The sequence below is a fragment of the Lactiplantibacillus songbeiensis genome (assembly GCF_005405125.1).
In the GTDB taxonomy this organism is placed as follows: Bacteria; Bacillota; Bacilli; order Lactobacillales; family Lactobacillaceae; genus Lactiplantibacillus; species Lactiplantibacillus songbeiensis.
The window spans coordinates 16,002-34,397 of the sequence record NZ_BJDL01000029.1; the positions used below are offsets into that span (position 1 = coordinate 16,002).

Consider the following 18,396-nt stretch of genomic DNA (forward strand, 5'->3'; position numbering starts at 1 on the left):
GAATCTTTTATCAATTGATCACTGACGACGGTTGCGTCAATGATCGTGATTGCCATTATTCATGGTTCAAACCATCAGCATAAAGGGGCTCAAAATTATGATTAGTAAAATCAATTGGAAAGCATTTCTCTTACCTTTAATTCTCGGCATTGCTATCTGGCTGCTGACACCATTTAAGCCAACCGATATTAATACCGCCGCTTGGCATTTATTTGCCATCTTCGTCGCTACCATCGTGGCCTGCATTACCAAGCCACTGCCAATGATGGCAACGACCTTAATTGGGATCACCATTGCGACTTTATCAGGGATCTTTACGATGGATGAAGTCACGGCGGGCTTTGGGAATTCGACCGCTTGGATGGTCGCGATGTGTATGTTCATGGCCGCTGGCTTCATCAAGTCCGGTTTAGGCAAACGGATTGCTTACCTCTTCGTTAAATTATTTGGTAAGCACACGTTGGGCTTAGCTTATGCATTATCAGCCGTCGATACCGTTTTAGCCATTGGCATTCCAAGTAACAACGCCCGGGTCAACGGGATTATGTATCCAATCATCGATAACCTCTCACACGAGATGGGTTCCGATCCGAAAAAAGGCACCCAGCGTAAATTAGGCTCATTTTTAATCTTTAACGAATACGAAATCAATAACGTTACTTCTGGCTTATTCCTAACTGGACTGGCTGGGAACATGGTCGCGTTAGGTCTAGCTAAGACGCAAGGGATCACCGTTTCTTGGTTACAATGGTTTGCGGCCGCGAGTGTTCCGGGGATTCTCTCGCTATTAGTCATCCCGTTCGTCCTTTATAAAGTCTATCCACCCGAAGTCAAAGAAACGCCCAATGCCCATGCGTGGGCCGATGCCCGCTTAAAAGAAATCGGTAAAATGACCTTGAGTGAAAAGATCATGTTAACGACCTTCGTCTTGGCGATTGGGCTCTGGCTCGTGGGAACCAAGATTGGTATCGACGCCACTGAAGTCAGCTTTATTGCGGTTGTCATCCTCTTAATCACGGGGGTCTTAACGACCAAGGATATGTTAAAAGAAAGCTTTGCGTGGAATATCTTAGTGTGGTTATCAGTCATTATGTTAATGTCTCAAAAGCTCATGACATTAGGCTTCTTCCCATGGTTCTCAAAGACGTTGGGTAACGCCTTGCACGGGATGAGCTGGCTGTTTGTCTTAATCATCTTATTCTTAGCTTACTTCTACTTACATTACATGTTCCCAAGTGTCTCAACACAAATCTCCGCCCTGTATGCCGGCTTCCTCTCCGTAGCGATTGGGGCAGGGGTGCCCCATACATTAGCGGCCTTAATGTTGGCCTTTTGCGGGTCAATCTATTTATCTACGACCCCTTATTCAGCCGGCCCAGCCGCGTTGCTTTCCGGTACTGGTTACGTTTCTAATAAAGAATGGTGGCAGCTAAGTGCCCTGATTGGGGTTATCTTCAACGTCATCTGGCTCGGTGGCGGTCTCTTATGGACCAAGGTCATCGGCCTCTGGTAATCAAAAATTAAAAACCGCTCCTAAACTAATTTACGCTATACTTAACTTAGTTTAGGGGAGGTTTTTTTGATGAATGAGCGCGATTTAAAATACTATTGTCACTTAGTCGAGAGTGGCAACTACACAGCAACGGCCAAACACTTTCAAGTGACCCAGCCCGCCATTTCGGCTGCTTTGAAACGGTTAGAAACCCAATACGGGACGCAGCTCTTAAGCCAGCCCAATCATCGCGCCCGCTTAGTCACGACCGCTGCCGGTCAAGTCCTATATATTCGCGCGCGCAAGCTCATTCAAGAATTCGCTCAAGTTACTTTGGATGTCCGGCACGCCGATGATCAAAAGGTTCGACTAGGCTTTTCACATAACGCCGCTAGTATTTGGTTGCCTAAAGTGATTGAAACCTTTGCGCATCACCAGTTACTGCCAGCCATTACCACGACCGTCGCGATGTCGGAGCCTTTGTTCGACCAGCTTCATCGCCATAAGTTAGACGCTGCCATCTTGTCGACTTTACAGCCGATGCAATCAGCGGACTTGCAGGTCTTTCAGTTAACGACCCACCCACTTTGCGTGTTGGTTAATCGACATCACCCGCTCAGCCAGCAATCGATGATCCAAGCAACCGATTTACAGCAAGTCCCAATCATCGCGCGCTTACCGCACTCGTTGCCGCGCACTGCGCTGGAACAGTACTGCCAACAGCGACAACTGCAGCCAAATATTATCTACGAGGCTCATTCGAATCAATTAGTTGAAAAATTAGTCGCCCGTAATCTCGGCATCGGCTTTGTGATCGCCGGCTCGGTTTCGCTGAGCCAAGACGTTGTGGCCGTGCCATTAAAGTCCAGTGAAGCAATTAACTGCTACATGCAACTCGTCGTCCGCAAGTCCTTCTTACCAACGGCTCGGCAAGTCCATTGCATTAGTCTGCTCAAAAAAATTCCAACCCAAGGATAATTCGTCGATTCAAAATCATAGCTTTAGCCGAAAGCCGTCACAGTTTGTTCACAGGCCACGGCTATACTTTAGGCATAGTCAATTAAGGAATTCCCCGTTCCCGAACGACACCCTAACTTTTAAATTCATTTACACCCCCAAGTAATGAATTGTGTGTGATATACCCTAACTTTAAAGTTTTACCCCTTTTTCCACCATTCTTCCCCGGATGGTGGTTTTTTATAGAGTGTGAGGTAAAGCGGGGTGACGATGAGCATTGCCTAGCTATGGCAATTATCCGGTGACTTTCCGGATGGTTGGCATGGCGTAGCAAGCGCAGTCGCTAGCTTTGCCGAACACGTTTCGACAAATTCACAGAAAAAGTCGCTGTCACTAGCACTACTAAGGCCTTAACAGCCTTAAATTTTCCCATTCACCAAAAAGATTCCACCCGTTTAGTAAGTCCGCACCCCAATCCAACCCATTAGCTCACCTAACAAAGTCCCCATCACACCGGCATTTCGTTGACCAAGCTAAGCAACCTATCGTAAGCTGGCACTACTTTAAAGATGGGGGAAAATCATATGTCTAAAACTACATTCAAGAATTGCCAGTTATTCGACGGCGCCCATGACGCCATTCAAGCTAATAGTTGGTTCACGGTTAATGATGCTGGTCGGATTACCGCGATGGGGACCGGGACTGCGCCAAGTAGTGACCACGTTGTTGATCTCAATGGCAAATACGTCATGCCCGGGTTGATCAATGCTCACACGCATATCACGATGGACCCCAAAGTCGGCAGTGGCGACACTGGCGTCGATGAAGTCACCGCGACCGTCCGCGCCGTTCAAAACTTGCATGAGCTCTTAAAATCCGGTGTCACTTATATTCGCGAATGCGGCTGTACATTTAACATCGACGTCACACTTGAGAAACTACGCGCAACTGGTAAATTAACCAAGATTCCCAACATTTTACCGTCTGGCCAACCATTTTCAATGACGGGTGGGCATGGCGACTTGCCAAACTTCGGCAAACTAGTCGATTCACCCGACGAAATGCGTAAAGCCGTGCGAACAGCCTTACGTGATGGCGTCAAAGCCGTCAAACTCATGGCAACCGGTGGCGTCATGACCCCCGGTGACTTTATGGATGATCCGCAATTGACCATTGAAGAAATGTCAGTCGCGGTCGCCGAAGCCCATCACAAGGGTAATATTGTCGCCGCCCATGCGGAAGGCAACCCCGGCATCTATAACGCCATCAAAGCCGGCGTTGATTCGATCGAACACGGCTGTTACGTCACCGATGACGAGATCGACATGATGCTCGATCAAGGCACTTACTTGACACCCACCCTAGTCGCCGCTTGGACGATTCCTGAATTTGGCCCGGGTAAGTTACCTGACTGGGAAGTCAAAAAATCCGCCGATGCCTGGGGCGATATTTGCGTCAACATCGAACATGCCCGTCAACGCGGCGTAAAAATCACGTTGGGGACCGATGCCGGTACGCCCTACAATGACTTCTCAATGACGCCAGTTGAATTCGAATTAATGGTCCGGAATGGTGCGCCGAACTTTGCCGCCTTACAGACCAATCAAAATTCGGCGGCATTATTAAACATCGCCGATGATTATGGAACGTTGGTTGAAAATAAAATTGCGGACTTCTTAGTGTTAGACCGCGATCCGTTAGCGGACGTCAAGGCTGTCCAACAATTAGACAAGGCCGTCTATAAATCAGGCGTCCAAGTGTATTAAACTAAGGCATCAAAAAAGGTTGGGCTAGCGTCCAATCTTTTTTAATAGCCACTATTCAGTAGGCAAACGCAGCAAAATTTGCTAGAATACCCCTTAATAATTAAAACTTGAAGGGGGAACCCACTTTGTTCTTTTTTGACCCAACTTACTTTCTCGTTATTATCGGCTTAATCATCTCGATGGCCGCTTCCAGCTACGTTAACCGCACGTTCCATCATTATGATAGTTACCGTAGCCAAAGCAACCAGACCGGGAGCGATGCGGCCCGCTTTATCTTATCGCAATCTGGTATTCAAGATGTCGGCGTCCAAGCCATCAGTGGCGACTTAACTGATAATTATAATGGCCAGACTAAGGTACTCAGCTTGTCTGAATCTACCGCCAACTCAACCTCAGTTGCCGCAATTGGTGTCGCGGCGCACGAATGTGGACACGCGGTTCAAGATCACGTCAATTACTGGCCGATGCGCTTACGAACGGCCTTAGTTCCCGCCGCCAATCTCGGGTCAACATTATCATTACCAATAATCATCGTCGGGGTCTTGTTGAGTTACAACACAACGTTAATCCATATCGGGATCTTCTTATTCTCATTAGCATTACTTTTTCAATTAGTCACCTTACCCGTAGAATTCAATGCGTCCCGGCGTGCTTTAAAAATCTTGTCAAACGGCCAAGTCCTAACGCCAACCGAAGTCCCGATGGTTCGCAAAGTTTTAGTCGCAGCGGCGCTAACTTATGTTGCCGCGGCGCTATCGACTTTCCTACAACTCTTGCGGCTGGTGCTCTTATTCGGCGGCAACCGCGACACCGATTAAAAGTTAGCTTAACAAATGCTTAGGGATTTTTTCACGACATTGCACCAGTTCGTTCACATATTCTTCACAGGCACTCGGTATGATAGCATCATAGCAATTGAGGTAAAGCTCATTGTTACTATCTACAACCTAAAATTTTTCATTTACTCCTCCAAAGTAATGAAATTAATAACGTCAGGTGACTCCCCATCACCTGACTACCCTACTCCTTTTTCCACCGTATCCCCGTACGGTGGTTTTTTTGTAGAGTGTGAACGAAGACGGGTTGCTAGCGAGCATTGCTTAGTCATGCCAATTACTCGGTGGGTTTCCGAGTAGTTGGCGTGGCGTAGCAAGCGGAACTAGCAGTCTGAGTGAACACGTTTCAGCAAGTTTGAAGAAAACGCAAAGTAGGTCGGTGACGAGCATTGCAAGCGGAACTAGCAGTCTGAGTGATCATATTTCAGCCAATCCCCTCAAAAGCCACCCACAGTTTAAACGAAAACTTTACAATTTCCATAACTTAGCACATATCCCTTTAACTTTTACCCCCCAAGTCGTTATACTAGGAACATGGCAGTTGAACTTGTCACTCAACTACCATAATCTTTTTCATTTACTCCTCCAAAGTTAATGAAAAATTAGTTTCGTTGGGCACTCCAACCTGACGAAAAGAACTACTCCTTTTGCCGTCGCTTAACAGCGATGGTTTTTATTTTTACTTTCAGAAAACTTGCAATTCTAAAACCGGCAAGCGTATGATAATCGAGGAAGCTTAATAAGGAGTGATTATATGAAGAAGCGTAGTTGGGTCGCGGCGTTAGCGACGCCCCTAACGTTATTTACCGCCACATTGTTAGCTAGTGAAAAGTTATATAACTTTGCTTTCAAACGGGTCGATTATGTCCCCGAAACCTCAGCCGACAAGCAAAAGTACGCGGATGCTTATTGGGCTTACGTCAACTGGTTGTATCGCCAACCAATTCAAAAGTGGCAATTGAATCTTGACGATGCTGAAAACCGTCTTGTTGCGCAATACGTCCCGGCTAAGGCCAATAGTCGCAAAACAGTTATTATTTCGCACGGCTATAAAGGCGACGGCGAAACGATGGCGAATTATGCCTATATGTTCCATAACATGGGCTATAACGTCTTGTTGCCAGATGATCGTGGTCATGGTAAAAGTGCCGGCAAATATATCAGTTTTGGCTGGCAAGACCGGCGCGATTACCTCGGTTGGGTCGATCAAGTCATTAAGACGGTCGGCAAGTCAGCCGAAATCGTGCTCTTCGGTGTCAGCATGGGTGGGGCTACTGTTGAGATGATGAGTGGCGAAGAATTGCCATCCCAAGTGAAAGCCATCATCGCTGACTGTGGCTACACCAGTATTGAAGAAGAACTAGCCTACTTGTTAAAACGGCAATTTCATTTACCAAAATACCCATTTGTGCCAATTGTTAGCTTTATCAACCGCCACCGCATGGGCTATTTCTTAAGCGATGTCAGTTCAGTCGAACAGTTACGCCATAATAAGTTACCAATCTTCTTCATTCATGGTGAAAAAGATGTCTACGTCCCAAGTTGGATGTTGAAGAAAAACTACCGTGCAACGACCGCGCCTAAGATGATGTGGCAAGTACCGAATGCCACGCACGCGGAAAGCTTTTGGATTGGCCCCGCGGCTTATGAAAAGCATGTGAGTGCCTTTTTGAATCGTTATCTAGATGACTAAACCTAAATAGGTGGTGAAAACTGTAAAAGTTTTCACCACCTATTTATTTTGAATTCAGTTTAGTGACGGCTGGCCGCAGTCACAATGCGCGCCAATCGATCCGCCATCTTCGCCAAGTTAGCCGGTCCTTGGGTCATCGCTTCATCCAAAGTCGACACATGGTCCACAATCGGCAAGACCGCCGTGACGCCATGCTCCGCAAAGGCTTGATTCGCCCCTTGTTGATTACCGACTAATAAGTAACATGGCTTATCGGCAGCTTGAGCCAATTCACTGATTTGAATCGGCACCTTGCCCATAAAGCTCTGATCATCAACTTGCCCTTCACCAGAAATCACCCAGTCAACGGCTTGAATTCGTTCAGCTAACCCACTGAGCTTAGCCACCAGTTTAAATCCAGATTGAACTTGTGCACCTAGAAACTGCCGCAATGCAAACCCAATTCCACCAGCCGCACCATCGCCAAGGTGATCACTGACTTGGCCGGTCGACACTTGCATGAAGTGTTGCATCGCCACATCGTAAGCTTCAATATCGGCCTTGGGTAACCCTTTTTGCGGACCAAAAATCGCCGCCGCCCCCTGTTCACCCGTTAATGGATTGGTTACATCTGAGGCATTGACGAACTGAACCGCTGTCAACGCCGGTAAGACTTGAGCGGTCTCAACACGAGCTACGTTTCCTAAGTCAGCGCCAACCATCATCAATTCGTGGTCATCAGCATCAAAGAATCGATAGCCTAGTGCTCGTAAAATTCCCGCACCGCCATCGACCGTCCCACTGCCACCTAAACCAATCACAATCTGCTTGGCCCCGCGTTGTATGGCATCTTTAATCAACAGACCGGTGCCGTATGTATTGGTCTGACTAGGCGTCAGTTGATCGGTAACGAACTGAATGCCGGAAGCCGCTGCCACTTCAATCACGGCCAATCGTTGTTCAGCAAAGTACCCGTAACTAGCCGTAATCGGGCGCTGGGCAATATCAACCGTTGCAACCGAAACTAACTCGCCACCTGCTTGGTTCGCTAAAAAAGCAGCGACCGTCCCTTCACCGCCATCCGCAATCGCGATTTGATCGGCACTAATTCCTTGCGCTTTTAGTTGATCCGCCACGATTTGATTAGCTTGAATACTCGTCATTGAGTTTTTAAATGAATCAATTGCTATTAAGGCTCGCACTGAACTCACCATTCCCTTTTCCTATTCACTATCATTACTACCAGCGTTCCATTATCAATCATACGCCGAAATGCTCATTGCTGCCGAAAAAAAGCGACCCAGCCGCAGCTAGGTCGCTCATCATTGATATTAGTTTAACTTTAATGTCAGTTGACTTTTTCCTGCCGGTTAGTCTCTAAAACCCCAACAATTAACGACGGGCGGGCCAGAATTGGCTCAGTGGTGTCGTTTCACTTAAGCGAGTGATTTTCTCGATTTAGTGAAAGCCCGGCTTTCGAGACCGTACCATGGCTCGAAAACGTGGCCACCACGTTCCAGCCAATTCTGGACCAACCAGAGTGGCAAGTCCAATCTAACTAACACCAAATAGATTAGTTTTTAATCATCCAAACCCAAACGCTTAAAGATATCGTCCACATGGCGTAAATGATAATGATAATCAAACGCATCATCAATTGCTGCTTGGTCCAAATGCTGCCGAATCTCAGCATTGGCTTCCACCAATGGCTTGAATTGTAAGTGTTCATCCCAAGACTTCGCCGTCAATGGTTGGACTAAATCATAGGCCCCTTCACGTGACATACCGGTATCGATCAACTTCAACATCACCCGTTGACTGTAGATTAAACCATAAGTATCACCCATGTTTTCCTTCATCCGTTCTGGGAAAACGGTCAACGTCCCGATAATCTTATTAATCCGAGTTAAAATGTAATCCGTTAAAATCGTGGTATCAGGTAAGATAATCCGTTCCGCAGACGAATGCGAAATATCGCGTTCATGCCAAAGTGGAACATCTTCATAGGCTGTCATCATATGGCCACGAATCACGCGAGCTAACCCGGTCACATTTTCAGAACCAATTGGATTCCGCTTATGCGGCATGGCTGATGAGCCTTTTTGACCTTTATTGAAGAATTCTTCAACTTCGTGGGTTTCTGACTTTTGAAGACCCCGAATTTCAGTGGCGAAGACTTCAACACTCGTCGCGATTAACGCTAAAGTGGCGATGTATTCGGCATGTAAATCCCGTGGTAAGACTTGCGTCGAGATTTCTTGAGCCCGAATGCCTAATTGATCACACACGAATTGTTCAACAAATGGTGGAATGTTAGCAAACGTCCCGACTGCCCCGCTAATCTTGCCCGCTTCCACGCCAGCAGCGGCATGTTCAAAGCGCTCAATATCACGGTTGATTTCGGAATACCAACGAGCCAGCTTTAAGCCAAAGGTCGTTGGTTCGGCATGCACACCATGGGTCCGGCCCATCTCAACGGTGTACTTGTACTTCTTAGCTTGCGACGCCAACGTTGCGCGTAAGTCTTGTAAATCTTGACGAATGATAGCATTGGCCTGCTTTAACCGGTACCCTTGCGCCGTATCAACGACATCAGTACTGGTCAAGCCATAATGCACCCATTTACGTTCATCACCGAGTGATTCGGACACATCGCGCGTAAAGGCCACGACATCATGATGGGTCACGGCCTCAATCTCCGCAATCCGATCCACATCGAACTTAGCATTTTTACGAATCTTAGCGACATCTGCCGCGGGGATCTTGCCTAATTCAGCCCAGGCCTCATCGGCGGCAATTTCAACAGCTAACCAAGCTTGGTACTGATTTTCAAGGGACCACACTTTGCCCATCTCTGGACGCGTATAACGATCAATCATTGCTAATCCTCATTTCTATAGCCTCATTTACTAACAAAACACGAACATTATTATAGCATACCCGCTTCGTAAATCATAGGAACGGTTATTGGAAATAGCTAGTTAATTTTCATTACTTTTCATATTAAAATCCTTATATCACGGTTAATTGCGAATAAACATGAACGTTTATTAACTAGTAAATTAAGAACATTCGTATTTAAGGTTGCACTCGGCCATTAAAATTGCTATACTTCTTGCTGTTGGGTTGGTGAACGTTTGGCCACCAATTGCTGTTAAACATTCATATATTAAAATAATTTAATGAGGTGGAAAATTATGGCATCAGTCGTAGTAGTAGGGAGCCAATGGGGCGATGAAGGTAAAGGAAAGATCACGGACTTTTTAAGTCAGGAAGCAGATGTGGTATCACGTTACCAAGGCGGCGATAATGCCGGCCACACCATCGTATTTAATGGTAAAACTTTCAAATTACGGCTGATTCCTTCAGGGATTTTCTTCCACGATAAGACCAGTATCATCGGGAACGGTGTCGTTTTAAATCCGAAGTCGTTAGTTGAAGAACTCCAATACCTCCGTGACAACGGGGTTAATCCGGATAACTTACGCATCTCCAACCGCGCTCACATTATCTTGCCTTACCACATCACCTTAGATGGCGCCCAAGAAAAAGCCAAAGCTGGCGATAAGATTGGGACGACTAACAAAGGGATTGGCCCGGCTTACATGGATAAAGCCGAACGAATCGGGATTCGGGTTGCTGATCTTTTGGAAAAAGACACCTTTGCCACCCTCTTAAAACGTAACCTTGAAGAAAAGAACCAAATCATCACCAAACTATACGGTTTAGAACCCCTTAATTTCGATGATATTTTTGAAACTTACTATAATTATGGTCAAGAACTCAAGCCATTCGTGACCGACACTTCTGTCGTTATCAATGACGCTTTAGACAATGGCAAACGCGTCTTATTCGAAGGCGCGCAAGGCGTCATGCTCGATATCGACCAAGGGACTTATCCTTACGTTACCTCTTCTAACCCCGTTGCTGGGGGCGTGACGATTGGGAGCGGCGTTGGCCCATCAAAGATTGACAACTGTGTCGGGGTCTTAAAAGCGTATACCTCACGCGTTGGTGACGGTCCATTCCCAACTGAATTATTCGACGAAACGGGTGATTTCATTCGTGAAACGGCCCATGAATACGGGACCGTGACGAAACGCCCCCGTCGAATCGGTTGGTTCGATAGTGTCGTTCTCCGCCATGCTAAGCGGGTTTCAGGATTAACACATTTAAGCTTGAACTGTTTAGATGTTTTGACCGGCTTAAAGACCATCAAGATCTGTACGGCTTACGACTTAAACGGCGAAACGATCTATCATTACCCTGCTAGCTTAAAAGAACTCGAAGCTTGCAAACCAATCTACGACGAATTACCTGGGTGGGATGAAGATATTACCGGCGTGAAGACCTTAGCCGAATTACCTGAAAATGCCCGTAACTACTTGAAGCGGATTGAAGACCTCGTTGGCGTTAAAGTGGCGACCTTCTCCGTTGGTCCTGACCGCGACCAAACTAACGTGATCGACCAAAACATCTGGGACTAGCTTAAGGGAGCGATTGACATGGAGATTTTTGATTACGAAGATATTCAACTCATTCCAAACAAATGTGTCATTAATAGCCGTTCAGAAGCGGACACGACCGTTGACCTTGGCGGCCGTAGCTTCAAGATTCCGGTCGTTCCTGCTAACATGGCGACCGTCATTAATGATGACCTCGCCAAGTGGTTGGCTGGGAATGGCTACTTCTATATCATGCATCGCTTTGAACCGGAGCAACGGCGGCACTTTATCGAAACGATGCACGCTAACCAGCTATTTGCATCGATCTCAGTCGGTGTTAAGCCCAGTGAACATGACTTTATTGACGCTTTAGCCGACGATAACCTCGTACCCGAGTACATCACGATTGATATCGCCCACGGTCACGCCGATAGTGTGATTGAGATGATCAAGCACATTAAAGTGGCCTTACCAGATAGCTTTGTAATTGCCGGTAACGTTGCGACTCCCGCAGCCGTGCGGGACTTAGAAAACGCTGGTGCCGATGCCACTAAAGTTGGTGTTGGTCCTGGGAAAGCTTGTATCACCAAGGTCAAGACTGGCTTTGGGACTGGCGGCTGGCAATTAGCTGCTGTCCGTTGGTGTGCCAAAGCTGCCCGTAAACCCATCATCGCGGATGGCGGTGTGCGGACCAATGGCGATATCGCCAAGTCGATTCGCTTCGGCGCCACGATGGTTATGATTGGATCTATGTTGGCTGGTCATCAAGAATCACCTGGGAATATTCTCAAGATCGATGGCAAAACATATAAGCAATATTACGGTTCCGCCAGTGAGACCCAAAAAGGTGAACATAAAAACGTTGAAGGTAAGCAGATGCTCGTCCCATATCGGGGCCACTTAGCTGATACCTTGAACGAAATGCAAGAAGATCTCCAGTCCTCAATCTCATACGCCGGTGGTCGTGATCTCAAAGCGATTACGAAGTGTGATTATGTGGTCGTTAAAAATTCAATCTATAATGGTGATTAATCACCGCGCGAGTTTGGCTAAGGCCAAGCTCTTTTTTTGTTAGTCTGGAATACAACACGTCCGAGATTTTAGTAAATCCTTAACCCCTTTTCCCTGACGCTTATTGGTCAAACCAGTTATACTTAAGGTAACGATGTCTTGGCACCTGCCAGGGCGACTACTAATCGAGGTAATCAAGATGGAACATAATCGTGTTTTACGTTTAGAACATGGGATTAATTTCCGCGAACTCGGCGGTTACGCCACTACTGGCGGCCAAACAATCAAATGGCAAAAACTCTTACGTTGTGGGGGCATGTCGCTGCTGTCAGCCAATGATCTCGCCTACTTAGATAACTACGGGTTACGCTACGATATTGATCTACGGCAGACCAGTGAGACCCAAATGTCGCCGGACCGTTATCCAAAGCACACAACCTATATCAATACCTCTGTGTACCCGTTCGCTGATAATCGGCGGATTGACCGACGTCTCAAACGACTCTTTAAACGGTTAGTGGCGCCGGATTCTTTCGGTACCCAAGTCTACGCCCGGATGATTACCGACAGTCATCCGGTCAAAGTCTGGCAACAGCTCTTCACTACACTGCTCGCTAATGACCAGCCGAATCAATCAGTGCTCTTCCATTGTGCAGCTGGTAAAGACCGGACTGGCGTTGCGGGTACTTTGATTATGACGGCGCTAGATGTACCGCGGGAAACGATTATTCAGGATTATTTATTGACCAATGCTGTCTTTATGGCGGCTGATCAAGTCGACAATGACACGATCATTACTGAAGCGAACAATGGTGACTTAGCTAGTCGCTTCAATTCGGCTTTGAACGTTGAAGCTGATAACTTAAAGATGATTTTTGCTGTTTTCGATGATCTCTATGGTGGTGGTATTGGCTACTTACGGGAAGTCTTAGGACTTAGTCAAGCCGATATTAATGACTTGCGGCGTCTTTACTTAGACGATTAGCGATTGAAAGTTGTTTAACTGGCTGCCTACCGATTGGTTTCTAAAATACTGAAACGCCAACGACACGGCTGAGCATTTTAGAAACCAACGGCTCAGCTAAAATCCTGACTGCAATAAATTAACGTTAATTTATCAATATCCTTTAATTAGCGGCAGGCGGACCAGAATTGGCTCAGTGATGTCGTTTACCTTAGTCGTGGGTTTCGACTTAGATAAAGCCCGGCTTTCGAGACCGATTTGTGGCTCGAAAACGTGGCCACCACATTCCAGCCGATTCCGGGCCAACCAGAGTGTGGCAATCCAAGTATTAAGACGCCTCATCTAACAGTACTTATAATTGATTTAGAGTTTTAAACTTCACCATGTTAAAAAAGCGTTGGATTTAGTTAATTTAACTAAGTCCAACGCTTTTTAAGTTACAAGATTGGTGATAACAACCGGGAAAATGTTTGTTTAAACTTCAACCAGAATGATTGTTGCTTAAAATCTTGCACAGTAATTAAGCTACTCTTCGCTTGATCCGCTAAGAAAATCGTTTCTAGTTCTTGTGCCAAGTCGGTATCATACAAGAACGCATTAACTTCAAAGTTTAGCTTGAAGCTACGGAAATCCATATTCGCCGACCCTACCGATGCAATCTGGCCATCGATAACCATCGTCTTTGCATGAATAAAGCCATTGTTGTAATAATAAATCTTGACTCCGGCCTCCGCCAACTCCCGCGCATAATATTGCGTGGCACGATAGACAAAGGCATGGTCCGGTTTATCTGGCACCATAATCCGGACATCGACACCCGACATAGCCGCAATTCGAATCGCATCTAATACGGAATCATCCGGGATCAAATAGGGGGATTGAATCCAAAGTCGCTGTTGCGCTGTGGTAATCATCTTGATATAGCCTAACTTAATCTGTTGGGCATCGCTGTCAGGACCACTGGAAACAATCTGTAGTGACGTGTTCCCCTTGACTTTAATGACTGGAAACATCTGATTGTTCGGTTCGATTCGATGATCGGCATCGGTCGCATTCCAATCACGAATAAACCGTTCCTGAAGTTCGAAAACCCCGGAACCCACGATTCGCAAATGGGTATCACGCCAATAACCGAACTTTTTATCACGACCCAAATATTGGTCACCCACATTGAAGCCACCGACATAGCCAACCCGACCATCAACGACCACAATCTTACGGTGATCACGGAAGTTCAATCGAAAGTCGAGTACGGCGGAATGGGCACCTAAGAACGGCCGCGCATGACCGCCAAGTTCTTCTAAATGCTTGAAGAAACTACGGAAAGTTCCCATTGACCCCCACGGATCATACAAGACGCGCACATCGACCCCTTGCGCGGCTTTGCGTTCTAACAGATGTAACAATTCGTTCCCAATGCGATCGTTATAGAACGTGTAATATTCAATATGAATATGCTTCTTAGCCGCTTCAATATCTTGAAACATCGCGTGGAACTTCGCATGACCATCAGTATAAATCTTGACCCGATTCTTCCGACTCAGTAAGGCACCGTCTGAGTTCAAGAATAGGCTGACCATGCCACGCACCGAACTCGTCACCGCATCGGCAGGTAAGAGTTCCGAACCTAATTCGTCACGTTGACGCTGAATCGCTTCTTCCAAGCGAATCTGAGTTTCTTTCTTTAAACGAAATAACCGGTTCTTGGGCAGCTTCCGGCCAAGAAAGGCGTAGGCAATAAATCCGGCCACCGGAATCATCACTAACACCAATAACCACGCCCAAGTCGCCGCAATATCGCGCCGATCCCGGAACACCGTAATGACCGCGGCGATCGCGTTAATCACGACGATGATGTTTAAAATTGGCAAAATATATTGCAATTGAGGCACCCACCTATTTTATTGATAATTTCATTTTAACGCAGATTGTCATTGGATAATAACCTTTTGCGATTGGAATCATTGCTTTTTTCGCGAAAAACGGTAATACTTTCGACATGGAGGTTTTGTCGATGTTAGCTATGCTAGGAATTCATGGACTGGGACCTATTCGGATGTTTCATCTAACCGAACGGGTCGCCGGCTCGCGGGGTGCCATTGGGATTCTGCTCATTATTATTTTACTGTACATTGCTTACCGCCATTATCGACGGCAACAGAAATAACCTTTTAGCGGCTCGATCTGGTTTATTAACCAGTCGGGTCGCTTATTAATTTAGTAGCACTTTGTCACCCTGGTTGGTCCAGAATCGGCTGGAACATGGCGGCCGCGTTTTTGAGCCACAGAACGGTCTCAAAAACCGGACTTTGACTAAGCTGTAAAAACCACCAGCTTAGTCAAACGACACCACTGAGCCAATTCTGACCCGCCCGGCGTTAATTAACCAGACAGTCCAAATTTCATCGTAAACTTGACCAAGCGATTGAAGGATAATGTCATAATAGCTAACACACATGGTCAATGAGTTAAAAAATTTCTCTGCCACTTTCTCTTTTAGCGATTATCATTCAATTTATTCTCAAAATATCAAAATCCCAATAAAATTAACTTTACAACCATTCCCGCTTTTAATCCTTCCTCCTAACCCTTATTCAAGCCTCTTGAGAGCGGTTAACCAGCTTTAGTCAGGAAACGTTAAACTGAACGATCAAAATAGTCAATTCACCAATTATTCGGATATTTTTAGCTATATCAGCTAAAATGGCTAACAAAAATTTATAATTCAGTCAAAATAACTAGTTCATTTTATTAAAAACCGATTAGAATAGAACCCATCAAATCGAAATGGGGCGATTTTCATGGATCTTACGCATACGCATTTGCTTCGTAAAAAAGATATTGGGGCCATGTTAGCCAATTACCATAGTCCGCTGAAAAAGGAACTCAAAACATTTGATCTCACGATGTTAGGGATTGGGGCCATCATCGGGACTGGGATCTTCGTGTTAACCGGGACTGGGGCGCTAACCGCTGGACCCGGCTTGATGATTTCCTTCGTGATTGCCGCGATTGCCTGCTTGTTCGCGTCCTTATGCTACGCCGAATTTGCAGCGATGGTGCCCGAAAGTGGGTCAGCCTACACGTACTCCTACACGACATTAGGTGAAATCGTCGCGTTCATTATCGGCTGGGATTTGATGTTGGAATATTTATTCGCCGTCTCGACAGTCTCCGCTGGTTGGTCAGGTTATTTTCAATCATTTTTAGCCGGCTTCGGCTTACACTTACCGACTATCTTGACCGCCGCTCCGGGTTCTGTTCCGGGCGTTACTTCGTACTTCAACTTACCGGCCTTTGCCATTATCATCTTGATTACCGCGCTGTTATCCTTAGGCGTCAAAGAAACCAAGCGGGTCAACAACATCATGGTTGTTATCAAGTTAGCCGTCGTCTTACTCTTCATCTTCACGGCGGTCCGCTTCATCAAACCTGCTAACTGGTCACCATTATTGCCATTCGGGATGAAAGGCGTCTTCGGGGCTGCTTCCAGCGTGTTCTTCGCGTTCATCGGCTTCGATGCGATCTCATCCAGTGTTGAAGAAACGCTGGAACCTTCCAAGACCTTGCCGAAGTCAATGTTACTTTCACTCGGTATCTGTACGGTCTTATACGTGGCCGTTTCCGCAATCATGACCGGCGTGGTGCCTTTCCGGATGTTCGCTAAATACATCGACCATCCAATCTCAGCCGTTCTCATCTATTCCGGCCAAAACTGGTTAGCTGGAATCGTTGACTTAGGTGCCATCTTAGGGATGACCACCGTCATGTTGGTCTGCTTATATGGGCAAACGCGGATTTCCTTCTCAATGTCACGCGACGGCTTACTCTCACCACTCTTCAGCCGAATCAGTAAACGGACAGGCGCGCCGGTTGCGTCAACGATGTTATTCGGTGTCGTTGCTGCCGTCATCGGTGGCTTCATTCCATTGGCTGACTTAGCCGAATTGGTTAATATCGGGACCTTGACCGCCTTCTTACTCGTTTCTTTCTCTGTCATGCGGCTCCGCAAGACCCAACCGAACTTGCGCCGGCCATTCAAGACCCCTTGGGTACCATTCGTTCCCATTATGTCGATGATCAGCTGTATCTTCCTACTGATCAACTTGAAACCTGTCACTTGGCTACGTTTCGTGATTTGGTTAGCGATTGGGATGGTCGTTTACTTCACCTACTCAATCAAGCACTCCAAGTTAAGCCCAGTGCAATTGGCTAAAGCCGACGAACCGGAAGAAAAAGAGATTAAATAGGATAAATTAAAGACTGCTGACTTAGGTGGATGACTAGGTTAGCAGTCTTTTGTTGTGTACATTCATTTGATAACTGCTCTTCTTACGGTCATGACAACAATTGCTGAATCAGTTGCCGCTGTTATTGGCTTGGATTGTAACATATTATTTTTAATTGTAACATCAACATGTAACAATAATTTTAAGAATGTTACAATCCTGCTTTATCACCGAAAAGTGGGCAAATTCCCTCTTCAGCCCTTAATCATCATCGGCCACGCGCACAACCTTCCCAGTATACGTGTCAACCTGAACCTCACTCACCTGACGACCGTGCTTCACCTTCACTTCCCAAAGCACCGTGCCATTTTCATGATCCATTGACCATTCAACGGCCGTTCCGCCACCAACCCGCTTTTCTGCTGCTTTTGAAATAGTAGCAAGTGGCTTTAATCGTGTGACGTCAATCGCTGTTTGGGTACGGTCATCGCCATCAGCTTCTAGTTGTTCTTGTTCATGCCGAATAACGTGCCCCGTTTGTGCATTGAGGGTTAATTCATATTCATGGCGCTGATCCAAACCGCTGACTTCATATTGATACTGGCCATTCTCACGTTCAAGTGAGAGTTCACTGACAGTAGCTTTGGCCCCAAATTGATCATGATACTTGGCCACCGCCTGCTTCACGCTAACCTTAATCGTTGACGGTGACACTTGCTTAGTTGTCACCTGACTATGCTTATCTTGACTGCTAGTGGCGTCATGGTTAGCCGGCTGGGCGCTACAGCCTGCCAAGACTAAGGCCACCAATATTAGACAACTTAACTTTTTCATCATTATTCCTCCATTCCTCCCTTGAATGCGATTACATTAGCACTTTTTATTTTAGCAACAACCGCGTTAAAACGCCACTTTGACTGGTCCGGTCAGTGAGCTAACAAAAGTCGGTTATAAATTAGCATAAAATAATTAATTTATCGACTTTCCTGCCACTATCACCGCCAAAAGCGCGTATCCTAATAGG

The 18,396-nt window shown here is 46.3% G+C and carries 14 protein-coding genes; 10 read left to right on the forward strand and 4 right to left on the reverse strand.

The window, feature by feature from the left end:
- The first annotated feature begins 97 nt into the window (after nucleotides 1-97).
- The 5 genes from FFM77_RS11575 to FFM77_RS11595 all read left to right on the forward strand — a co-directional run bounded on the left by FFM77_RS11575 (nucleotide 98) and on the right by FFM77_RS11595 (nucleotide 6,744).
- Nucleotides 98-1,513, forward strand: a complete 1,416-nt coding sequence (locus FFM77_RS11575; protein WP_137635922.1) for a DASS family sodium-coupled anion symporter — start codon at nucleotides 98-100, stop codon at nucleotides 1,511-1,513.
- Nucleotides 1,514-1,582: 69 nt separating this feature from the next.
- On the forward strand, nucleotides 1,583-2,470 hold the full coding sequence (locus tag FFM77_RS11580; protein WP_137635923.1) for a LysR family transcriptional regulator: 888 nt from the start codon (nucleotides 1,583-1,585) through the stop codon (nucleotides 2,468-2,470).
- Nucleotides 2,471-3,033: 563 nt separating this feature from the next.
- Nucleotides 3,034-4,215 (forward strand): metal-dependent hydrolase family protein, encoded by a 1,182-nt coding sequence (locus FFM77_RS11585; RefSeq protein WP_137635924.1) that lies wholly within the window; start codon nucleotides 3,034-3,036, stop codon nucleotides 4,213-4,215.
- 125 nt (nucleotides 4,216-4,340) lie between these two features.
- Nucleotides 4,341-5,033, forward strand: coding sequence for a zinc metallopeptidase (locus FFM77_RS11590; RefSeq protein ID WP_137635925.1), 693 nt, complete (start codon nucleotides 4,341-4,343; stop codon nucleotides 5,031-5,033).
- Between the two features lie 772 nt (nucleotides 5,034-5,805).
- The gene (locus FFM77_RS11595; RefSeq protein ID WP_137635926.1) at nucleotides 5,806-6,744 is read left to right on the forward strand and encodes an alpha/beta hydrolase; all 939 of its coding nucleotides are present in this window, start codon (nucleotides 5,806-5,808) and stop codon (nucleotides 6,742-6,744) included.
- 59 nt (nucleotides 6,745-6,803) lie between these two features.
- Here the strand turns inward: FFM77_RS11595 and FFM77_RS11600 are convergent, their stop codons facing one another.
- Nucleotides 6,804-7,937 carry a glycerate kinase gene (locus FFM77_RS11600; protein WP_223876831.1) on the reverse strand — a complete coding sequence of 378 codons (1,134 nt, stop codon included), beginning with the start codon at nucleotides 7,935-7,937 and terminating at the stop codon, nucleotides 6,804-6,806.
- A 366-nt stretch (nucleotides 7,938-8,303) separates the two neighbouring features.
- Nucleotides 8,304-9,602, reverse strand: a complete 1,299-nt coding sequence (purB, locus tag FFM77_RS11605) for an adenylosuccinate lyase (RefSeq protein ID WP_137635927.1) — start codon at nucleotides 9,600-9,602, stop codon at nucleotides 8,304-8,306.
- Nucleotides 9,603-9,920: 318 nt separating this feature from the next.
- Here purB and FFM77_RS11610 point away from each other — a divergent pair, with 318 nt between their 5' ends.
- From FFM77_RS11610 to FFM77_RS11620, 3 genes are all read left to right on the forward strand, one after another.
- On the forward strand, nucleotides 9,921-11,210 hold the full coding sequence (locus tag FFM77_RS11610) for an adenylosuccinate synthase (RefSeq protein WP_137635928.1): 1,290 nt from the start codon (nucleotides 9,921-9,923) through the stop codon (nucleotides 11,208-11,210).
- An 18-nt stretch (nucleotides 11,211-11,228) separates the two neighbouring features.
- Nucleotides 11,229-12,200: a GMP reductase gene (locus tag FFM77_RS11615; protein WP_171001617.1), complete on the forward strand. Its 972-nt coding sequence runs from the start codon at nucleotides 11,229-11,231 to the stop codon at nucleotides 12,198-12,200.
- Between the two features lie 178 nt (nucleotides 12,201-12,378).
- Nucleotides 12,379-13,164: a tyrosine-protein phosphatase gene (locus FFM77_RS11620; RefSeq protein WP_137635930.1), complete on the forward strand. Its 786-nt coding sequence runs from the start codon at nucleotides 12,379-12,381 to the stop codon at nucleotides 13,162-13,164.
- 416 nt (nucleotides 13,165-13,580) lie between these two features.
- On the opposite strand, the gene cls is transcribed toward FFM77_RS11620, so the two are convergent.
- Nucleotides 13,581-15,026 (reverse strand): cardiolipin synthase, encoded by a 1,446-nt coding sequence (cls, locus tag FFM77_RS11625; RefSeq protein ID WP_171001618.1) that lies wholly within the window; start codon nucleotides 15,024-15,026, stop codon nucleotides 13,581-13,583.
- 131 nt (nucleotides 15,027-15,157) lie between these two features.
- Between cls and FFM77_RS14035 the strand changes: the two genes are divergently transcribed.
- Together FFM77_RS14035 and FFM77_RS11630 are read left to right on the forward strand one after the other, a co-directional pair.
- Nucleotides 15,158-15,310: a hypothetical protein gene (locus tag FFM77_RS14035; RefSeq protein WP_171001063.1), complete on the forward strand. Its 153-nt coding sequence runs from the start codon at nucleotides 15,158-15,160 to the stop codon at nucleotides 15,308-15,310.
- A gap of 634 nt (nucleotides 15,311-15,944) precedes the next feature.
- Nucleotides 15,945-17,393 carry a branched-chain amino acid transporter BcaP gene (locus tag FFM77_RS11630; protein ID WP_137635932.1) on the forward strand — a complete coding sequence of 483 codons (1,449 nt, stop codon included), beginning with the start codon at nucleotides 15,945-15,947 and terminating at the stop codon, nucleotides 17,391-17,393.
- Between the two features lie 240 nt (nucleotides 17,394-17,633).
- On the opposite strand, the gene FFM77_RS11635 is transcribed toward FFM77_RS11630, so the two are convergent.
- Nucleotides 17,634-18,206 (reverse strand): PepSY domain-containing protein, encoded by a 573-nt coding sequence (locus FFM77_RS11635; protein WP_171001619.1) that lies wholly within the window; start codon nucleotides 18,204-18,206, stop codon nucleotides 17,634-17,636.
- Between the last annotated feature and the right edge of the window lie 190 nt (nucleotides 18,207-18,396).